The sequence below is a fragment of the Sphingomonas sp. Root710 genome (genome assembly GCF_001429065.1).
Lineage (GTDB): Bacteria > Pseudomonadota > Alphaproteobacteria > Sphingomonadales > Sphingomonadaceae > Rhizorhabdus.
Genome location: NZ_LMIB01000001.1, coordinates 907,933 through 922,992, shown reverse-complemented (window position 1 = coordinate 922,992; position 15,060 = coordinate 907,933). Strand labels below are relative to the sequence as shown.

Below are 15,060 nucleotides of genomic sequence, written 5' to 3'. Positions count from 1 at the left end.
TGGGCCCAGCGGTGGGCGCCTTGGCGGCCTGCCTTGTTCTCATTCTGCTTCTCATGCGCGCGCGGGGCATCTGGCTCGATGAAGCGACGAGCCTGTGGCTCACCCGCCATGACGTCAGCTTTGCCGACAGTTTCTTCGGGCGATGGGCGACCGACGTCCATCCGCCGTTGTTCAGCCTCTACGCCTGGACGCTCGAACCGCTGCTGGGCGGCTCTGTGCGGTCGATGCGGCTCGTCAATCTGGGCGGGCTGCTCTTCGCCGCGATCACCGCCATCCAGGCATGGCGGCGCGGGGGCGACCGCGATTTCCTTTTTCTGTTCGCGGTGATGGTGGCGGGGTCGCCCTTCTTCGTCCTCTATGCTGCCGAATTCCGTTCTTATTTCCTGCAACTGGTGCTGAGCGCCTGCCTGATCGTCCAGCTTCGCCTGGTGCACGAGGGCAGGGCGGCATGGCCGATGCTGGCGCTGACCGCGCTGCTGCTGACCAATCTCCACTATATGGGCAGCCTGATCGGCCTGATCCTGATCGGGGCCGAGGCGATCCACCTGTTCCGGACGGGGCGAGGCCGCGCCGCCATGGCGCTGCTGCTGATCGCGGCCGGTGCGGCGTTGCCGCTGGCATTGGCGCTCTGGCTGATGCTCCGGGCGATCGATCCGGTGGCAGTGAACGATATTTCCGCGCTGCGCAGCCTGATGGCGATCGGTGCGGTGTCGATGTCGGCGGTGCTACCCTATGTTGCGGCGCTGGGATTTCTTCCCCGCATATCGGCGCCCGAAGAAGAGAGGCGCAGTTTCCTGTGCGTGCTCACCCGGGCGCTCGCCGCCATCATGCTCGGCTATGCGCTGCTCAACCTCGCCACCCATAATCTTCTGCCGCGCCATATGATTGCCGCGGTGCCGATCGGCGCCTCGATCCTCGCTTTGCTGCTCGAAGATCTGGTAAAGGCCAACCGCATCGCCTTCGCGCTGATCTGCGCCAATGCGGTGCTGCTGGCGGGGGCGGGGACCGCCTATGGGCTGACGCACAAGCGTTGGGAAACCAATGTCCCGCTGATCGAGCGAACCCGCGCGGCCTGCCTTGGAACCCAGCTCTACGCCCTCAACCCGATGAGCCTGCTCGGCCGCAACGATCCGCTCCACGGCGTGCCGGATATCGGCCAGTTTTTCGCAACGACCTATCGGCTCATCATGCCCGACGCGGTGATCCTGCCCGATGGCCGCGTGATCCTGCCGCAGGGGCGTTGTCCCGCGCTGCTGTGGATCGAGCATCATTATGCCCGCACCGATCTCGACGATGCGGAATTGGCCCGGATTGCAGGCTTCGGTGGTGCGATACGGATCGTCCGCCTGCAACGCGGCGATGCGCGGGCGCTGTTGGCGATCTATCCAGCCCAATGAAAATCGCCCCGGCATTGGCCGGGGCGATCAAGGTCTTGATTATTGGTCGAGGAAGCTGCGCATCTTGCGGCTGCGGCTCGGATGCTTGAGCTTGCGCAGCGCCTTCGCCTCGATCTGACGAATGCGTTCGCGCGTCACCGAGAATTGCTGGCCGACTTCCTCCAGCGTGTGATCGGTGTTCATGCCGATGCCGAAGCGCATGCGCAGCACGCGCTCCTCGCGCGGGGTCAGGCTCGCCAGGACACGGGTGACCGTTTCCTTGAGGTTCGCCTGGATCGCCGCATCGACCGGGATGATCGCGTTCTTGTCCTCGATGAAGTCACCGAGATGCGAATCCTCCTCGTCGCCGATCGGCGTTTCGAGGCTGATGGGCTCCTTGGCGATCTTCATCACCTTGCGAACCTTTTCGAGCGGCATCGACAGACGCTCGGCCAGTTCCTCCGGCGTCGGCTCGCGGCCGATCTCGTGCAGGATCTGGCGGCTCGTGCGGACCAGCTTGTTGATCGTCTCGATCATGTGGACCGGGATACGGATGGTCCGGGCCTGATCGGCGATCGAGCGGGTGATCGCCTGCCGGATCCACCAGGTCGCATAGGTGCTGAACTTGTAGCCGCGGCGATATTCGAACTTATCCACCGCCTTCATCAGGCCGATATTGCCTTCCTGGATAAGATCCAGGAACTGCAGGCCGCGATTGGTGTATTTCTTGGCGATCGAGATGACGAGGCGCAGATTGGCCTCGACCATCTCCTTCTTGGCGATACGCGCCTCGCGCTCGCCCTTCTGGACCATGTTGACGATGCGGCGGAACTCGCCGAGCGCCATGCCGGTCGCCTGGGCGATCTCGCCGATCTCGTTGCGGATGCGCTCGACCGCGTCGACCTCGTTGGTAGCGAAATTCGCCCACTTCTTGTCGATCTTCGCGACCCGCTCGAGCCAGCCATCCTCCATCTCATGATTTATATAGGCGTCGAGGAAGTCCTTGCGCGGTACCTTGTGGCGCTCGGCAAGGCGCAGCATTTGTCCGCCCAGCGTGGTGAGGCGGCGGTTGAACGAATAGAGCTGGTCGACCAGATACTCGATCTTCTGGCCGTGGAACTGGACGCTCTCGACTTCGGCGGTCAGCTGCTCGCGGAGTTCCTGATAGCGATCCTCCTCGCGCGCGGGGAAGTCGTTGCCGACGCCAAGCGCGGCGACACGCGCCGCCTGGACGGCGGAGAAGCTCTTGTACAGGTCGGTGATCGCCGCGAACCGCTCGAGCGCCATCGGCTTGAGCTGCTCTTCCATCTGCGCAAGGCTGAGGGTGTTGTCCTCGTCGTCATCCTCCTGCGGGCGGGGCGCACGACGCTCGGTCATGTTCTCCTCGTCCTCGTCGGCGGGCTGCTCCTCCTCGGGCTCCTCCTCTTCCTTGAAGGTCGGGCCGGCGGTCTCGGCGGATATCTCGCCGCCCTCGTCCTCATTCTCGACCTGCTCGGCGGTCGGGCCCTTCGAGAGCATCGCGTCGAGATCGAGGATCTCGCGCAGCTGCATCGTGCCTTCGTTGAGCGCGTCGGACCAGTCGATGATCGCGTTGAAAGTGATCGGGCTTTCGCAAAGCCCCAGGATCATCGTGTCGCGACCGGCCTCGATCCGCTTTGCGATGGCGATTTCGCCCTCGCGGCTGAGCAGTTCGACCGCGCCCATCTCGCGCAGGTACATGCGCACCGGATCATCGGTGCGGTCGACGGTTTCCTTCTTGACTGTGGTCGTGAGGGTAGGGCCGGTATCGCCCTCGTCGGCGGCCGCGGCATCGTCCGCGCCGTCCTCGTCCTGCTGGTCGTCCTCGCCGGCGTCCTCGTTCTCGACGATGTTGACGCCCATCTCGTTAAGCGCCGACATGACGTCTTCGAGCTGGTCGGAGGTCATCTGGTCCTGCGGCAGCGCCTCGTTGAGCTGCTCATAGGTGATGTAGCCCTTGCGCTTGGCGCGGGCGATCAGCTTCTTGAGAGAACCTTCGTTGAGATCGATGAGCGGAGCGTCGCCTTCGGCCCGATCGCCAGCTTCGCTCCCATTCGTCTTCGCCATTAAGACAACCCTCAATCAAAAGTCCGGATCGCTCCGGTAAAATAGTTAAAGGCTCTCGCCGTCCCCGCCCTGTGCGAGATCGGAAAGAGCACGCTTCGCTTCCGCCAATGCTGCGGACACGCGCTGCTGCTCCGACAGGTTAGCGTCGGTAGTTTCGATGCCGAGTCTCTCAGTCGCTTCGCGGACGGCCATCTCCAAAACTGGGATGGCTGCTAAAGCGTCGATTGTCGCCGTGAGGTTCTGCACGGCGCGATTATACTCGGCATTGCCACGTAAAAATGAAAAGGCAAGCGTCTTCGTCGTCTTGAGCTCCTCGATCACCGCCCCAAGACCCGCTTCCCGCAATATGGTTTCGAGGCTGTCCTTTTCAAGCGGGGCGCCCGAAAAGCTGGCATCGAAGGCGGCGGCGCGCAGTCGCTCCAGGGGTTCGTCGTCGATCCTGATGGCGCCGACCGTCTCGATATTTTCGGCGAGAACGCTCGGATATTGCAGCAGCCCGGCCATCACCGCTCGGATCACGCGCGGATCGATCCCCGTCTGGTTGACGGCGTGGGCCAGACGCGACGGCGGCAGGATTTCCGGTTTCCATGGTTGCCCACGGCGCTGGCCGCGCGGTTGGAAGGGGGGGCGGTCGAAGCTGCGGCGGGGCTGGGGTCCGAAAGCTTCATCGAAGCGGCGGCGGAACTCGGACTGATATTGTTCGCGGACGTCGCGGTCCTGTATCGCGGCGGCGAGATCGCCGAGCCGCTTGCGCAGACCCGCGCGCGCCTCGGGCGTGCCGAGCGGCTGCGCCTCATATTCGGAACGCCACAGCAACTCGTCGAGGCTGATCGCCTGGTTCAGCACATTTTCGACCGCCGCCGCACCGCCGCTCTTCACCAGATCGTCGGGATCCTGGCCATTGGGCAGCAGCGCGAAGCGCAGCGTCCGGCCCGGCGCGATCATCGGCATCGCGCGATGGGCGGCGCGGACGGCGGCTTTCTGTCCGGCCTTGTCGCCGTCGAAACAGAGGATCGGCACCTCGGACATCCGCCACATACGTTCGAGCTGGACCTCGGTCATCGCGGTGCCGTTCGCCGCCACCGCCTCGTCGATCCCGGCCTTGGCCAGCGCGATCACGTCCATATAGCCTTCGACCGCGATCACCCGGTTGGCCTTTCGCGATGCAGCGCTGGCGCGTTCGATATTGAACAGGGTGCGGCCCTTGTCGAACAGCGGCGTGTCGGGCGAGTTGAGATATTTGGGCTCGCCCTTGTCGAGGATGCGCCCGCCAAAGGCGATGACCCGCCCGCGCTGGTCCTGGATCGGGATCATGATGCGGCCTCGGAACCGGTCGTAGGGCTCCTTGTCTTCGACCAGGATCAGCATGCCCGTCTCGATCAGCTTGCCGTCGCCGAAGCTCTTGAGTGCGGTCCTGAGCTTGCCGCGCGAATCGGGTGCGAAGCCGATGCCGAACTTCTTGATCAGTCGCTCGTCGATCCCGCGCCGCTGCAGATAGGCGCGCGCCTCCGCCCCCTCGATCCCGCCCAGCTGCTCCTGATACCAGCTCGCCGCCGCTGCCATGACGTCATGCAGCCCGGCCTGCATCTCGTTGCGCTGTGCCGCGCGCGGATCAGGGGCAGGGACGTCCATGCCCGCGGCGGCGGCAAGTTCCTTCACAGCATCCATGAAGGGCAAGCCCTTCGCCTCGGTCAGGAAGCGAATCGCGTCGCCATGCGCCGAGCAGCCGAAGCAGTGGTAAAAACCCTTGTCGTCATTGACGTAGAAGCTGGGCGACTTTTCGTTATGGAACGGGCAGCAGGCCTTATATTCGCGGCCCGCCTTCACGAGCTTCACCGACTTGCCGATGAGCGTGGAGAGGGTGGTGCGGGCGCGCAACTCGTCGAGGAATTGGGGAGAGAGGGACATTACTGCTCCCCCTCCCTGCCAAGGGAGGGGGCCGGGGGGTGGGTCACGCCGCCGAGAAGTTCGGCCTTGGAAGGGCGTCCCTTCGCCGCCGCAACTATCGTCGACAATACGCCATCGAGATTTTCTCCGACCTCTGCATTCGTAAACCGCAACACCTGATACCCCATGCGCCCGAGCGCATAGTCTCGCTCGGCGTCATGCGCTCGCTCTTGGGTATCACCATCGATCTCGATCACGAGACGCAGATTGCGACAGACGAAGTCGCAGATGAAGCCCCCCAGTATGATCTGGCGTGAGAATTTCAGGCCGCCGAGGCGGGAGGCTCGGATCTGTTGCCACAGCTTGTCTTCAAAAGGCGTGGGTTGTGCCCGCATGTCGCGGGCAAAGGTGGCAAGCCTGGGATTTACCCTTCGCGGAATGACCCACCCCCAACCCCTCCCTCGGCAGGGAGGGGAGCTTACGAAAGACGCGCCTTCACCAGCCCGCTGGCCTTGGCCATGTCCATCTGCCCGGCATGGCGCTCCTTCAGCGCCGCCATCATCCGCCCCATGTCCTTGACCGACGCTGCGCCGATCTCGGTAGCGATCGCGTCGATCGCGGCCTTCGCCTCGTCCTCGCTCATCTGCTGCGGCAGGAAGCGCTCGATAACCGCCACTTCGGCGGCTTCGGCGGCGGCGAGCTCGGGGCGATTGCCCTTTTCGTACATCTCGATCGATTCGCGGCGCTGCTTGATCATCTTCTGCAGCACTTCGGTGATCAGCAGATCGTCGTCGGGCTGGGTCGCCGCAGTGCGCAATTCGATGTCGCGGTTCTTCACCGCCGACTGAATCAGGCGGATTGCCGCAGTCGTGGTGGCGTCGCGCGCCTTCATCGCGACGACGAGCGCCGTCTTGATATCGTCTCGAATCATGGGGAACCTGTCATGGAAGGACCGGGAAAGGCGGAGCGTTAGCACAGAGAAACTTATTTTAATAGAATTGACCCCGGGCGGATGGCTGCTAGTTACGCCGCCGTTTGCCCAGCACCCCGTTGCCAAGAGGAGAGCCCGATCGTGGCCGAAACCGAACACGCGCGTCTGACACCCCCCGAGGGCGCCACGGGCGTTTTGGTATTGGGCGATGGGACCGTTATATGGGGGCGCGGTTTCGGCGCGATCGGCGATGCTGTCGGCGAAGTGTGCTTCAACACCGCGATGACCGGCTATCAGGAGGTGATGACCGATCCCTCCTATGCCGGGCAGATCATCACCTTCACCTTCCCGCATATCGGCAATGTCGGCACCAACATTGAGGATATCGAGGCGATCAACCCGCATGCGCTGGGCATGGTGGTGCGCGAGGATGTCACCGATCCCGCCAATTTCCGCTCGACCCAACCGCTCGACGCCTGGCTGAAGGCCAATGGCCGCATCGGCCTGTCGGGGGTCGACACCCGCGCGCTGACCCGCGCGATCCGCGTGGGCGGCGCGCCCAACGGCGTGATCGCGCATGATCCCAAGGGGCAGTTCGATATCGCCGCGCTCCAGAAGAAGGCGCGCGAATGGCCGGGGCTGGAGGGGATGGACCTCGCCAAACAGGTCTCTTCGACCCAGAGCTATAAGTGGAATGACGGGCTGTGGACGCTCGGCGAGGGCTATGATGTCGACGCCGCGCCCGCCGATGCGCCGCACGTCGTCGCGATCGACTTCGGCCTGAAGCGCAACATTCTGCGCAACCTCGTCGCCGCGGGCGCGCGGGTGACCGTCGTACCCGCCACGGCGAGCTTCGACGATGTGATGGCCCATAATCCCGACGGCGTCTTCCTGTCGAACGGGCCGGGCGACCCCGCCGCGACCGGCGAATATGCGGTGCCGGTGATCCGCAAGCTGCTCGAGATCGGCAAGCCGATCTTCGGCATCTGCCTCGGCCATCAGATGCTCGGCCTCGCGGTCGGCGCGAAGACCTTCAAGATGCATCAGGGCCACCGCGGCGCGAACCATCCGGTCAAGCGCACCGACGACGGCCGGGTCGAGATCACCAGCATGAACCACGGCTTCGCGGTCGACACCGAGACGCTGCCCGCCAATGCCGAAGCGACCCACATCTCGCTGTTCGACGGCTCGCTGGCGGGCCTGCGCCTGACTGACAAACCCGCGTTCAGCGTGCAGTATCACCCCGAAGCGAGCCCCGGCCCGCAGGACAGCCATTATCTGTTCGAGCAGTTCGTCGGAGGTCTTAAATGAATGAGCCGACAGATTATTTAGTCGCTGCGATTACTTACCGTTTTGCTCAAGAGGGAACTGATTTTGATTTTCCGGATAATTTCGCTGATTTAAAAAAAGATTTGGATATCTATTTTTCGATTGATATCGATCATTCTTTTTTACGGCATGCCGTGGAAATTATGGATAAAATTGGCATTATATCTTTTACAGAAGATAGATATGCTGGGGAATCTCTATCAGCAAAACAAGACGATATTGATGATTATTATAAAAAGGCCGCAGAAGATGAGGGGACTGTTTTTGTCCCAATCTCTGAAAAAGCCTCCGAATTTTATGATAGAGTTTTCGAAAATAAGCAATTCTGGATTGATTTACAAAATCAAATCAGCAGCGAAATTTCTGGTGATATCAGAAAATTAACAGCCGTTCCCGCTTCCGATCGAGTTGTCACTATTCTTCATAATTCCGAAGAAGGTCGAGTTATTGAGGAATCTCTGGACTTAATAATCAGTGATCTAAATCTTAATAATGAAATAGCGAGCAGCGCGGGAGCTGATCGACCAAGATTTATAGCTGAAGCCAAAGCTGCGAAAGAACTCGTTCGCGGAGAAAGTGTTCGAAAATCAGCACTAATTGAAATTTTGTGGAAATTTCTCAGGGAGATTTCCGCCAAATTTAAAGAAAAAATTGGTGATTGGGGTATCGAAAAAGTTCTGCAACTTCTTGATGATATGTTGGATTTGATAAAATAATGCCCAAACGTACCGACATCTCCTCGATCCTTATCATCGGCGCCGGCCCGATCGTCATCGGCCAGGCGTGCGAGTTCGACTATTCGGGGACGCAGGCGTGCAAGGCGCTGCGCGAGGAGGGCTATCGCATCGTCCTCGTCAACTCGAACCCCGCGACGATCATGACCGATCCGGACATGGCCGATGCGACATATGTCGAGCCGATCACGCCCGAGATCGTCGCCAAGATCATCGAGAAGGAGCGGCCCGACGCCGTCCTGCCGACGATGGGCGGGCAGACCGCGCTCAACACCGCGCTGGCGCTGTTCAACGACGGCACGCTGGAAAAGTACGGCTGTCAGATGATCGGCGCCGATGCCGAGGCGATCGACAAGGCCGAGGATCGGATGAAGTTTCGCCAGGCGATGGACAAGATCGGCCTGGAAAGCCCGCGCTCTGACGTCGCTCACACCCTTGACGAGGCGCTGCGTGCGCTCGACCATGTCGGGCTGCCTGCGATTATCCGGCCCAGCTTCACCATGGGGGGTACCGGCGGCGGCATCGCTTATAACAAGGATGAGTTCGTCAAGATCGTCACCGGCGGGCTCGATGCTTCGCCGACCACCGAAGTGCTGATCGAGGAATCGGTGCTCGGGTGGAAGGAATATGAGATGGAGGTCGTGCGGGATCGCAACGACAACTGCATCATCATCTGCTCGATCGAGAATGTCGATCCGATGGGCGTCCACACGGGCGACTCGATCACCGTCGCCCCCGCGCTAACGCTGACCGACAAGGAATATCAGATCATGCGCAACGCGAGCATCGCGGTGCTGCGTGAGATCGGCGTCGAGACCGGCGGTTCGAACGTCCAGTTCGCGGTCAACCCCGCCGATGGCCGCCTCGTCGTGATCGAGATGAACCCGCGCGTGTCGCGTTCGTCGGCGCTGGCGTCGAAGGCGACCGGCTTCCCGATCGCCAAGGTCGCTGCCAAGCTGGCGGTCGGCTATACGCTCGACGAGATCATGAACGACATCACCGGGGCGACCCCGGCGTCGTTTGAGCCGACGATTGACTATGTCGTCACCAAGATCCCGCGCTTTGCCTTCGAGAAGTTCAAGGGCGCCGAGCCGCTACTATCGACCGCGATGAAGTCGGTCGGCGAGACGATGGCGATCGGCCGCAGCATCCACGAGTCGATGCAGAAGGCGCTGCGCGGCCTGGAGACCGGGCTGGCCGGCTTCAACGTGGTCGACAGCCTGAAGGGCGCGTCCAAGGCCGAGATCGAGGCCGAACTGGCCCGGCCGACCCCGGATCGCCTGCTCGTCGCCGCGCAGGCGCTCCGTGAGGGCCTGACCGTCGAAGAAATCCACCGCATCTCGAAGTTCGAACCCTGGTTCCTCGACCGGCTTGCCGAGATCGTCGCCGCCGAGGAGCAGGTGTGCCGGGACGGTCTGCCGCAGGATCCGGCCGCGATGCGCCGCCTGAAGGCGATGGGTTTCTCCGACAAGCGGCTCGCCTGGCTGGCGCTGCAATCGGCCAATCTCGCGGGCATGGCGCGCGAGCAGGCGCGCGGCAGTGGCATCGTCCATGACGCCGCCAGCGCGATGACCGGCGGTATCACCGAGAAGGAGGTGCGCGCACATCGCCACAAGCTCGGCGTGCGCCCGGTCTTCAAGCGGATCGACACCTGCGCGGCTGAGTTCGAGGCGAAGACGCCCTATATGTACTCGACCTACGAGGCCCCTAGCTTCGGCGAGCCGGAGTGCGAGAGCAACCCGACCGACCGCGAGAAGATCGTCATCCTCGGCGGTGGTCCGAACCGGATCGGGCAGGGGATCGAGTTCGACTATTGCTGCTGCCACGCCTGCTTCGCGCTGGCGGACGCGGGTTATGAGACGATCATGGTCAACTGCAACCCCGAGACCGTCTCGACCGATTACGACACCTCGGACCGCCTCTATTTTGAGCCGCTGACCGCCGAAGACGTGCTCGAAATCCTCCATGTCGAGCAGTCGCGCGGTACGCTGAAAGGGGTCATCGTCCAGTTTGGCGGCCAGACGCCGCTCAAGCTCGCGCAGGAGCTCGAGGATGCGGGTATCCCGATCCTCGGCACCTCGCCTGACGCGATCGACCTCGCCGAGGACCGCGAGCGCTTCGCTGCGCTGGTGAGCCAGCTTGGCCTGCGCCAGCCGCGCAACGGCATCGCGCGCAGCCGCGACGAAGCGCTGATCGTTGCCGAGCGGGTCGGCTATCCGGTGCTGATGCGGCCCAGCTATGTGCTCGGTGGCCGCGCGATGGAGATCGTCGAGGATCCGGCGCAGCTCGAACAATATATCAGCACTGCGGTCCAAGTATCTGGTGATTCGCCGGTTTTGATCGATCAGTATCTGCGCGACGCTATTGAAGTCGACGTCGACGCGCTGTGCGATGGCGACGATGTCGTGGTTGCGGGCGTGCTCCAGCATATCGAGGAGGCGGGTGTCCATTCGGGCGACAGCGCCTGCTCGTTGCCGCCCTACAGCCTGCCGAAGGAGATCATCGCCGAGATAGAGCGCCAGACCGATGCGCTGGCCCGCGCACTGATGGTACGCGGCCTGATGAACGTCCAATATGCGGTCAAGGACGGCGCGGTCTATCTGATCGAGGTCAATCCGCGCGCCAGCCGTACGGTGCCCTTCGTCGCCAAGGCGATCGGCCAGCCGATCGCCAAATATGCGGCCCGGGTCATGGCGGGCGAGAAGCTGAAGGCACTGCCGCCGATCAACCTCGACATCGATCATATCGCGGTCAAGGAAGCGGTCTTCCCCTTCGCGCGCTTCCCCGGCGTGGACCCGGTGCTGAGCCCGGAGATGAAGTCGACCGGCGAGGTCATGGGCATCGACAGCGATTTCGGCCGGGCCTTCGCCAAGGCGCAGCTCGGCGCAGGCATGAAGCTTCCGCTCGGCGGCACCGCCTTCGTCTCGGTCAAGGAAAGCGACAAGGGCCACATCCTGCCCGCGGTGAGGCAGTTGATCGACATGGGGTTCACGATCATGGCGACCAGTGGCACGGCGGCCTATCTGCGCGGTCAGGGGCTGGAGGTCGAAAGCGTGTTGAAGAAGCACGAGGGCCGGCCGAACATCGTCGACCGGATCGTCGACGGCGACGTCGACCTGATCTTCAACACCACCGAGGGCTGGCAATCGCTGCTGGACTCGAAGGCGATCCGCACATCGGCGCTATATGGCCGGGTTCCCTACTTCACCACCGCCGCCGCGAGCGTCGCGACTGCACAGGCAATCGCGGCTTTGCGGGAGCGCAAGCTTGAAGTGCGCGCGCTTCAATCCTATTATTCAGCTTCGCACGCCTGATCCCCACATTGCAGGAGACGGTGCGGGCGGCCCAGACCGGGCCGTCCGGGGATCAGGGTTTTTGACGAAGGGGTTCGTGTACGATGGCGAGCGTTGAGAAGATGCCGATGCTGGCGGAGGGGCAGAAGATGCTCACCGAGGAGCTCGCACGCCTCAAAGCCGAACGGCCGCTGATCATCGACGCGATCGAGGAAGCGCGCGCGCATGGCGACCTTTCGGAAAATGCCGAATATCACGCCGCCAAGGAGCGTCAGGGCCAGATCGAAGCCTCGATCGCCGATATCGAGGACCGGCTGAGCCGGGCCCAGGTCATCGATCCGCGCGACTTGTCGGGCGACAAGATCGTGTTCGGCGCAACGGTGACTCTGCTCGACGACGATGACAAACCGATCCGCTACCAGATCGTCGGCCAGACCGAGGCGAATGCCAAGGAAGGCAAGATATCGTACAATTCGCCGCTCGGCCGCGCGCTGATCGGCAAGAAGGTCGACGACGAGGTGGAGGTGACGGTGCCGTCGGGCGACCGATTCTACGTCGTCTCCAAGATCGAATTCATCTAAGCGCGCCGCGGCATCGATGCGATTGCCGCGCACGCCAGCAACCAGCTTCATCGCCGCAGCGACGGTGGCGGTGCATGTCGTCGTCGTCCTGACGGGGATGGCCGAGGCCGCCGACATGATCGGCGGTTTCATACCCGCGCGGGCAAGCGGCTATACGCTGCCAGGCACGCTGCCCGTCTGGATCACGCCGCTGACCGCGACCTTGCTGCACGGCGGGCTTGTTCATCTCGGTTTCAACATGCTGATGTTGATATTCTGCGGCAGGATGGTCGAGGCCGTGACCGGCTCCGCCGGACTGGTCGTCCTCTATCTGATCGGGGCCTATGCCGCTGCGGGGGCGCAATATCTCGCCGGCCCCTATGACCTGTCGCCGATGATCGGGGCCAGCGGGGCGATCTCCGCGATCTTCGCGGCCTATGCGCTGCTCTACGGTCGCCCGCGCGGCTTTGCGGCGCATCCGCGTATCGGCCTCGCCGTCAACATCCTGTGGCTTGCTGCCGCGTGGATCGGCGTCCAGTTCCTGATGGGGCTGGCTTTCGCCGACATGGGCATGTCGATCGCGACCGCCGCGCATGTCGGCGGGTTCATCGCCGGGCTGGCGCTTATCAAACCCGTGCTGATGTGGCGGGGACGTAAAGGCTGAGATACTCCCGCGCCGCTTCAGCCCAGCTCGGGTTCCAGCAGCTTGTGGAGATGAACCACGACATATTTCATCTCGGCGTCGTCGACCGTGCGCTGTGCCGCCCCGCGCCATGCCTTCTCGGCGCTCTTATAGTCCTCGTAGAAACCGACGACGTCGATCTGGTTGAGGTCCTCGAAGTCGAGCCCGCGCGGATCCTTGACGCGGCCGCCGAACACCAGGTGGATCTTGCTCATCCGAAATACTCCGTTGGTCGCCGCGATGGACGAAGCTGCGTTTCGCTCCCATGTGAAGCGGCGACCTTCGGACTGGGGAGGAATGGGCCGCCTTCCGCGAAGCGGATAGCCCAATATCCCTGAATGGCAAGGGGGGGCGGTCTGCGCCCGGCCCCCCAAATGGGTTTAGCCGCGGGCCTTCATCATCGCGATCAGGCCGTCGATGCCCTTGCGCTGGATGATCGCGTCGAAGTCCTGCCCCTGGGTTACCGCCAGGTTGATGTTGGCCACGGTCAGATTGGTGACCTTGAACGCGCCGCCGACCTTGGCGACCGACCATACTGCCGTGATCGGCTGCGCGCCGGGCTTCTGAACCTGCGTGGTCACGTTAAAGCCGCTGCCGGCGGGGGCGGTGCGGATCACCTTCATCGTGGCGTTCGCATAATCATAGAGATTGTCCGAATAGGTGCCGATGATGAAGTTCGGGATCGCCTGCTTATAGGCTGCCTTCTGCGCCGGGGTGATCTGGTTGACCCAGCGGCGGATCAACCGGTCGCCGATCGCGTCGATCGCGAAATGGGTCGACAGCAGCTCGCGGAACTTGGCGCGGACTGCGGCCTTGTTGCCGGTCTTGAGCACCGCGAAGGATTCGGTGCCCAGCGAGCTGATGAAGGTGGCGGCGTCCTGATTGGCGACCACGGCGGCCTGCGCCGGGGCGATCGGGGCGGTCAGCGACGCGGCGGCGATCATCGCGGCTGCGGCAAAGGCGGAATAGCTGTTCATTATCTTCATCTTCTCCATCGGCACGCCAGACGGTGCACCGTTCAGTCATGTGTGTAGGAAGGGGGCGATGAACCCCGATTGAACCGTGGCGAAACGAACCAGTCAGTGCCGGGCGGCCTCGACCGCGGCGCTGCCGGCGGTTTCGGCGACCTGAGCGATCGATTCGATCAGCTTGCCGACCTGTTTGCCGGCGGCATCACCGCTGATCCCCAGTTCGTCGAGCTTGGCCTGTCCTGCATCGCGCGCGGCGAGCGCCGCATCCTTCGCGCGTTCGTTCAGGCTTTCGCCGAGCGAGCCCAGCAACTGCTCTTCCTGCCGGGTACGGGGCAGCAGCGCACCCACGACCGCGCCGAGCGCAAGCCCGCCCAGCAGCGCGGCGACGGGGAAGTCCTCGACGCCTTCGGCCGCCTTCCGGGTCGCCGTCTGCCCGCTGCTACGAAGTTTCTCGCCCGCGCTCGCTACCCGCTGCTTAATGGGAGCCTTGTGCGGGGCTGGCTTTTTGGGAGCCGTCATGAACCTGTCTCCTCGTCTGATGATGCCGGTCGTCCGGCATGCTTGTTCGTGAAACTCGCGGGGCTCTTGCCGGTTGCACGGCTCCACAGTCCCGTAGCGATGCGATAGAGCGGCGGCCGGGCGATCAGCAGGATAACACCAAAGATCGCCGCCGCGGCCTTGCCGGGCCGCCGCCGGGCAGCGTCGATCGCGCGATGGCTGAGCGCCTGGGCATGATCGACGACCTCATCGACCAGATCCGCGATCAGCGCCTGCGGGTGCAGCCGGATCTGGGTCTCGTCGACAGTCGAGGCAAGTTGATTACGCGCTGCTCGCGATTTTGCGCGCATCCGTTCGAACAATTCGTCGAGCGGAGCGATGCCCTTGGCCTGGTCGCGGTCCTCCTCGTCGAAGTCCTCGACGACCAGCATCAGCTTGCCGACGCCGATCCTGATCAGCGCTATCGCCAGGCCGATGCCAAGCAGCACGGAAACCGTCGCCCCGCCGAGGCGTCCGATCCAGGGGGTCAGCACGAAGGACAGCGTGACCAGAAAGGTCACCGCCGCCGCCTGGCCCATGATCGCGCCGATCAGGCACAGCAACGCTCCTGTTCGAGCCCGGCCGATCCGCCGGTAGAAATCGGTACGGAACAGCGCGAGTTCGGCCTTGGCGAGCGCGCGCGCATCCTCGATCAGCCGCGCCAACAGCACGCCG

14 protein-coding genes are annotated in these 15,060 nt (G+C 63.1%); 6 read left to right on the top strand and 8 right to left on the bottom strand.

The window, feature by feature from the left end:
- Positions 1–53: 53 nt before the first annotated feature.
- Positions 54–1,397, top strand: coding sequence for a hypothetical protein (locus ASE00_RS04250; protein WP_056377921.1), 1,344 nt, complete (start codon positions 54–56; stop codon positions 1,395–1,397).
- Positions 1,398–1,436: 39 nt separating this feature from the next.
- On the opposite strand, the gene rpoD is transcribed toward ASE00_RS04250, so the two are convergent.
- From rpoD to ASE00_RS04230, 4 genes are read right to left on the bottom strand one after another with little or no spacing between them, the layout of a single operon-like run.
- Positions 1,437–3,461 carry an RNA polymerase sigma factor RpoD gene (gene rpoD, locus ASE00_RS04245; protein WP_056377920.1) on the bottom strand — a complete coding sequence of 675 codons (2,025 nt, stop codon included), beginning with the start codon at positions 3,459–3,461 and terminating at the stop codon, positions 1,437–1,439.
- A 45-nt stretch (positions 3,462–3,506) separates the two neighbouring features.
- Positions 3,507–5,369 carry a DNA primase gene (dnaG, locus tag ASE00_RS04240; RefSeq protein WP_056377919.1) on the bottom strand — a complete coding sequence of 621 codons (1,863 nt, stop codon included), beginning with the start codon at positions 5,367–5,369 and terminating at the stop codon, positions 3,507–3,509.
- On the bottom strand, positions 5,369–5,788 hold the full coding sequence (locus tag ASE00_RS04235; RefSeq protein WP_268801349.1) for an endonuclease domain-containing protein: 420 nt from the start codon (positions 5,786–5,788) through the stop codon (positions 5,369–5,371). Before ASE00_RS04235 ends, dnaG begins: the two co-directional genes overlap by 1 nt.
- A gap of 38 nt (positions 5,789–5,826) precedes the next feature.
- Positions 5,827–6,279, bottom strand: a complete 453-nt coding sequence (locus ASE00_RS04230; RefSeq protein WP_056377917.1) for a GatB/YqeY domain-containing protein — start codon at positions 6,277–6,279, stop codon at positions 5,827–5,829.
- Positions 6,280–6,420: 141 nt separating this feature from the next.
- On the opposite strand from ASE00_RS04230, the gene carA reads away from it, so the two are divergent.
- From carA to ASE00_RS04205, 5 genes are all read left to right on the top strand, one after another.
- Positions 6,421–7,590 (top strand): glutamine-hydrolyzing carbamoyl-phosphate synthase small subunit, encoded by a 1,170-nt coding sequence (gene carA / locus ASE00_RS04225; RefSeq protein WP_056377916.1) that lies wholly within the window; start codon positions 6,421–6,423, stop codon positions 7,588–7,590.
- A complete protein-coding gene (locus ASE00_RS23290; protein ID WP_156405261.1) occupies positions 7,587–8,324 on the top strand; it encodes a hypothetical protein in 738 nt (245 codons plus the stop codon). The genes carA and ASE00_RS23290 overlap by 4 nt, the downstream gene beginning before the upstream one ends.
- Positions 8,324–11,656 (top strand): carbamoyl-phosphate synthase large subunit, encoded by a 3,333-nt coding sequence (gene carB, locus ASE00_RS04215; protein WP_056377914.1) that lies wholly within the window; start codon positions 8,324–8,326, stop codon positions 11,654–11,656. The genes ASE00_RS23290 and carB overlap by 1 nt, the downstream gene beginning before the upstream one ends.
- 83 nt (positions 11,657–11,739) lie before the next feature.
- Positions 11,740–12,216: a transcription elongation factor GreA gene (gene greA / locus ASE00_RS04210; RefSeq protein ID WP_056377913.1), complete on the top strand. Its 477-nt coding sequence runs from the start codon at positions 11,740–11,742 to the stop codon at positions 12,214–12,216.
- A gap of 16 nt (positions 12,217–12,232) precedes the next feature.
- Positions 12,233–12,859: a rhomboid family intramembrane serine protease gene (locus tag ASE00_RS04205; RefSeq protein ID WP_056377912.1), complete on the top strand. Its 627-nt coding sequence runs from the start codon at positions 12,233–12,235 to the stop codon at positions 12,857–12,859.
- A 17-nt stretch (positions 12,860–12,876) separates the two neighbouring features.
- Here the strand turns inward: ASE00_RS04205 and ASE00_RS04200 are convergent, their stop codons facing one another.
- The 4 genes from ASE00_RS04200 to ASE00_RS04185 all read right to left on the bottom strand — a co-directional run bounded on the left by ASE00_RS04200 (position 12,877) and on the right by ASE00_RS04185 (position 15,050).
- Positions 12,877–13,092, bottom strand: a complete 216-nt coding sequence (locus ASE00_RS04200) for a DUF4170 domain-containing protein (protein ID WP_056358997.1) — start codon at positions 13,090–13,092, stop codon at positions 12,877–12,879.
- 165 nt (positions 13,093–13,257) lie between these two features.
- On the bottom strand, positions 13,258–13,854 hold the full coding sequence (locus ASE00_RS04195; RefSeq protein WP_056379297.1) for a phospholipid-binding protein MlaC: 597 nt from the start codon (positions 13,852–13,854) through the stop codon (positions 13,258–13,260).
- A gap of 102 nt (positions 13,855–13,956) precedes the next feature.
- Positions 13,957–14,367 (bottom strand): hypothetical protein, encoded by a 411-nt coding sequence (locus ASE00_RS04190; protein WP_056377911.1) that lies wholly within the window; start codon positions 14,365–14,367, stop codon positions 13,957–13,959.
- On the bottom strand, positions 14,364–15,050 hold the full coding sequence (locus ASE00_RS04185; protein WP_162256404.1) for a DUF3618 domain-containing protein: 687 nt from the start codon (positions 15,048–15,050) through the stop codon (positions 14,364–14,366). Before ASE00_RS04185 ends, ASE00_RS04190 begins: the two co-directional genes overlap by 4 nt.
- Positions 15,051–15,060 lie beyond the last annotated feature (10 nt).

What these genes read in the sequence shown, in the direction of transcription:
- ASE00_RS04250 (WP_056377921.1), top strand. Translation starts at nt 54, where the DNA reads ATGCGCGCGCGGGGCATCTGGCTCGATGAAGCGACGAGCCTGTGGCTC.
- rpoD (WP_056377920.1), bottom strand. Translation starts at nt 3,461, where the DNA reads ATGGCGAAGACGAATGGGAGCGAAGCTGGCGATCGGGCCGAAGGCGAC.
- dnaG (WP_056377919.1), bottom strand. Translation starts at nt 5,369, where the DNA reads ATGTCCCTCTCTCCCCAATTCCTCGACGAGTTGCGCGCCCGCACCACC.
- ASE00_RS04230 (WP_056377917.1), bottom strand. Translation starts at nt 6,279, where the DNA reads ATGATTCGAGACGATATCAAGACGGCGCTCGTCGTCGCGATGAAGGCG.
- ASE00_RS23290 (WP_156405261.1), top strand. Translation starts at nt 7,587, where the DNA reads ATGAATGAGCCGACAGATTATTTAGTCGCTGCGATTACTTACCGTTTT.
- carB (WP_056377914.1), top strand. Translation starts at nt 8,324, where the DNA reads ATGCCCAAACGTACCGACATCTCCTCGATCCTTATCATCGGCGCCGGC.
- greA (WP_056377913.1), top strand. Translation starts at nt 11,740, where the DNA reads ATGGCGAGCGTTGAGAAGATGCCGATGCTGGCGGAGGGGCAGAAGATG.
- ASE00_RS04205 (WP_056377912.1), top strand. Translation starts at nt 12,233, where the DNA reads ATGCGATTGCCGCGCACGCCAGCAACCAGCTTCATCGCCGCAGCGACG.
- ASE00_RS04200 (WP_056358997.1), bottom strand. Translation starts at nt 13,092, where the DNA reads ATGAGCAAGATCCACCTGGTGTTCGGCGGCCGCGTCAAGGATCCGCGC.
- ASE00_RS04195 (WP_056379297.1), bottom strand. Translation starts at nt 13,854, where the DNA reads ATGAACAGCTATTCCGCCTTTGCCGCAGCCGCGATGATCGCCGCCGCG.
- ASE00_RS04190 (WP_056377911.1), bottom strand. Translation starts at nt 14,367, where the DNA reads ATGACGGCTCCCAAAAAGCCAGCCCCGCACAAGGCTCCCATTAAGCAG.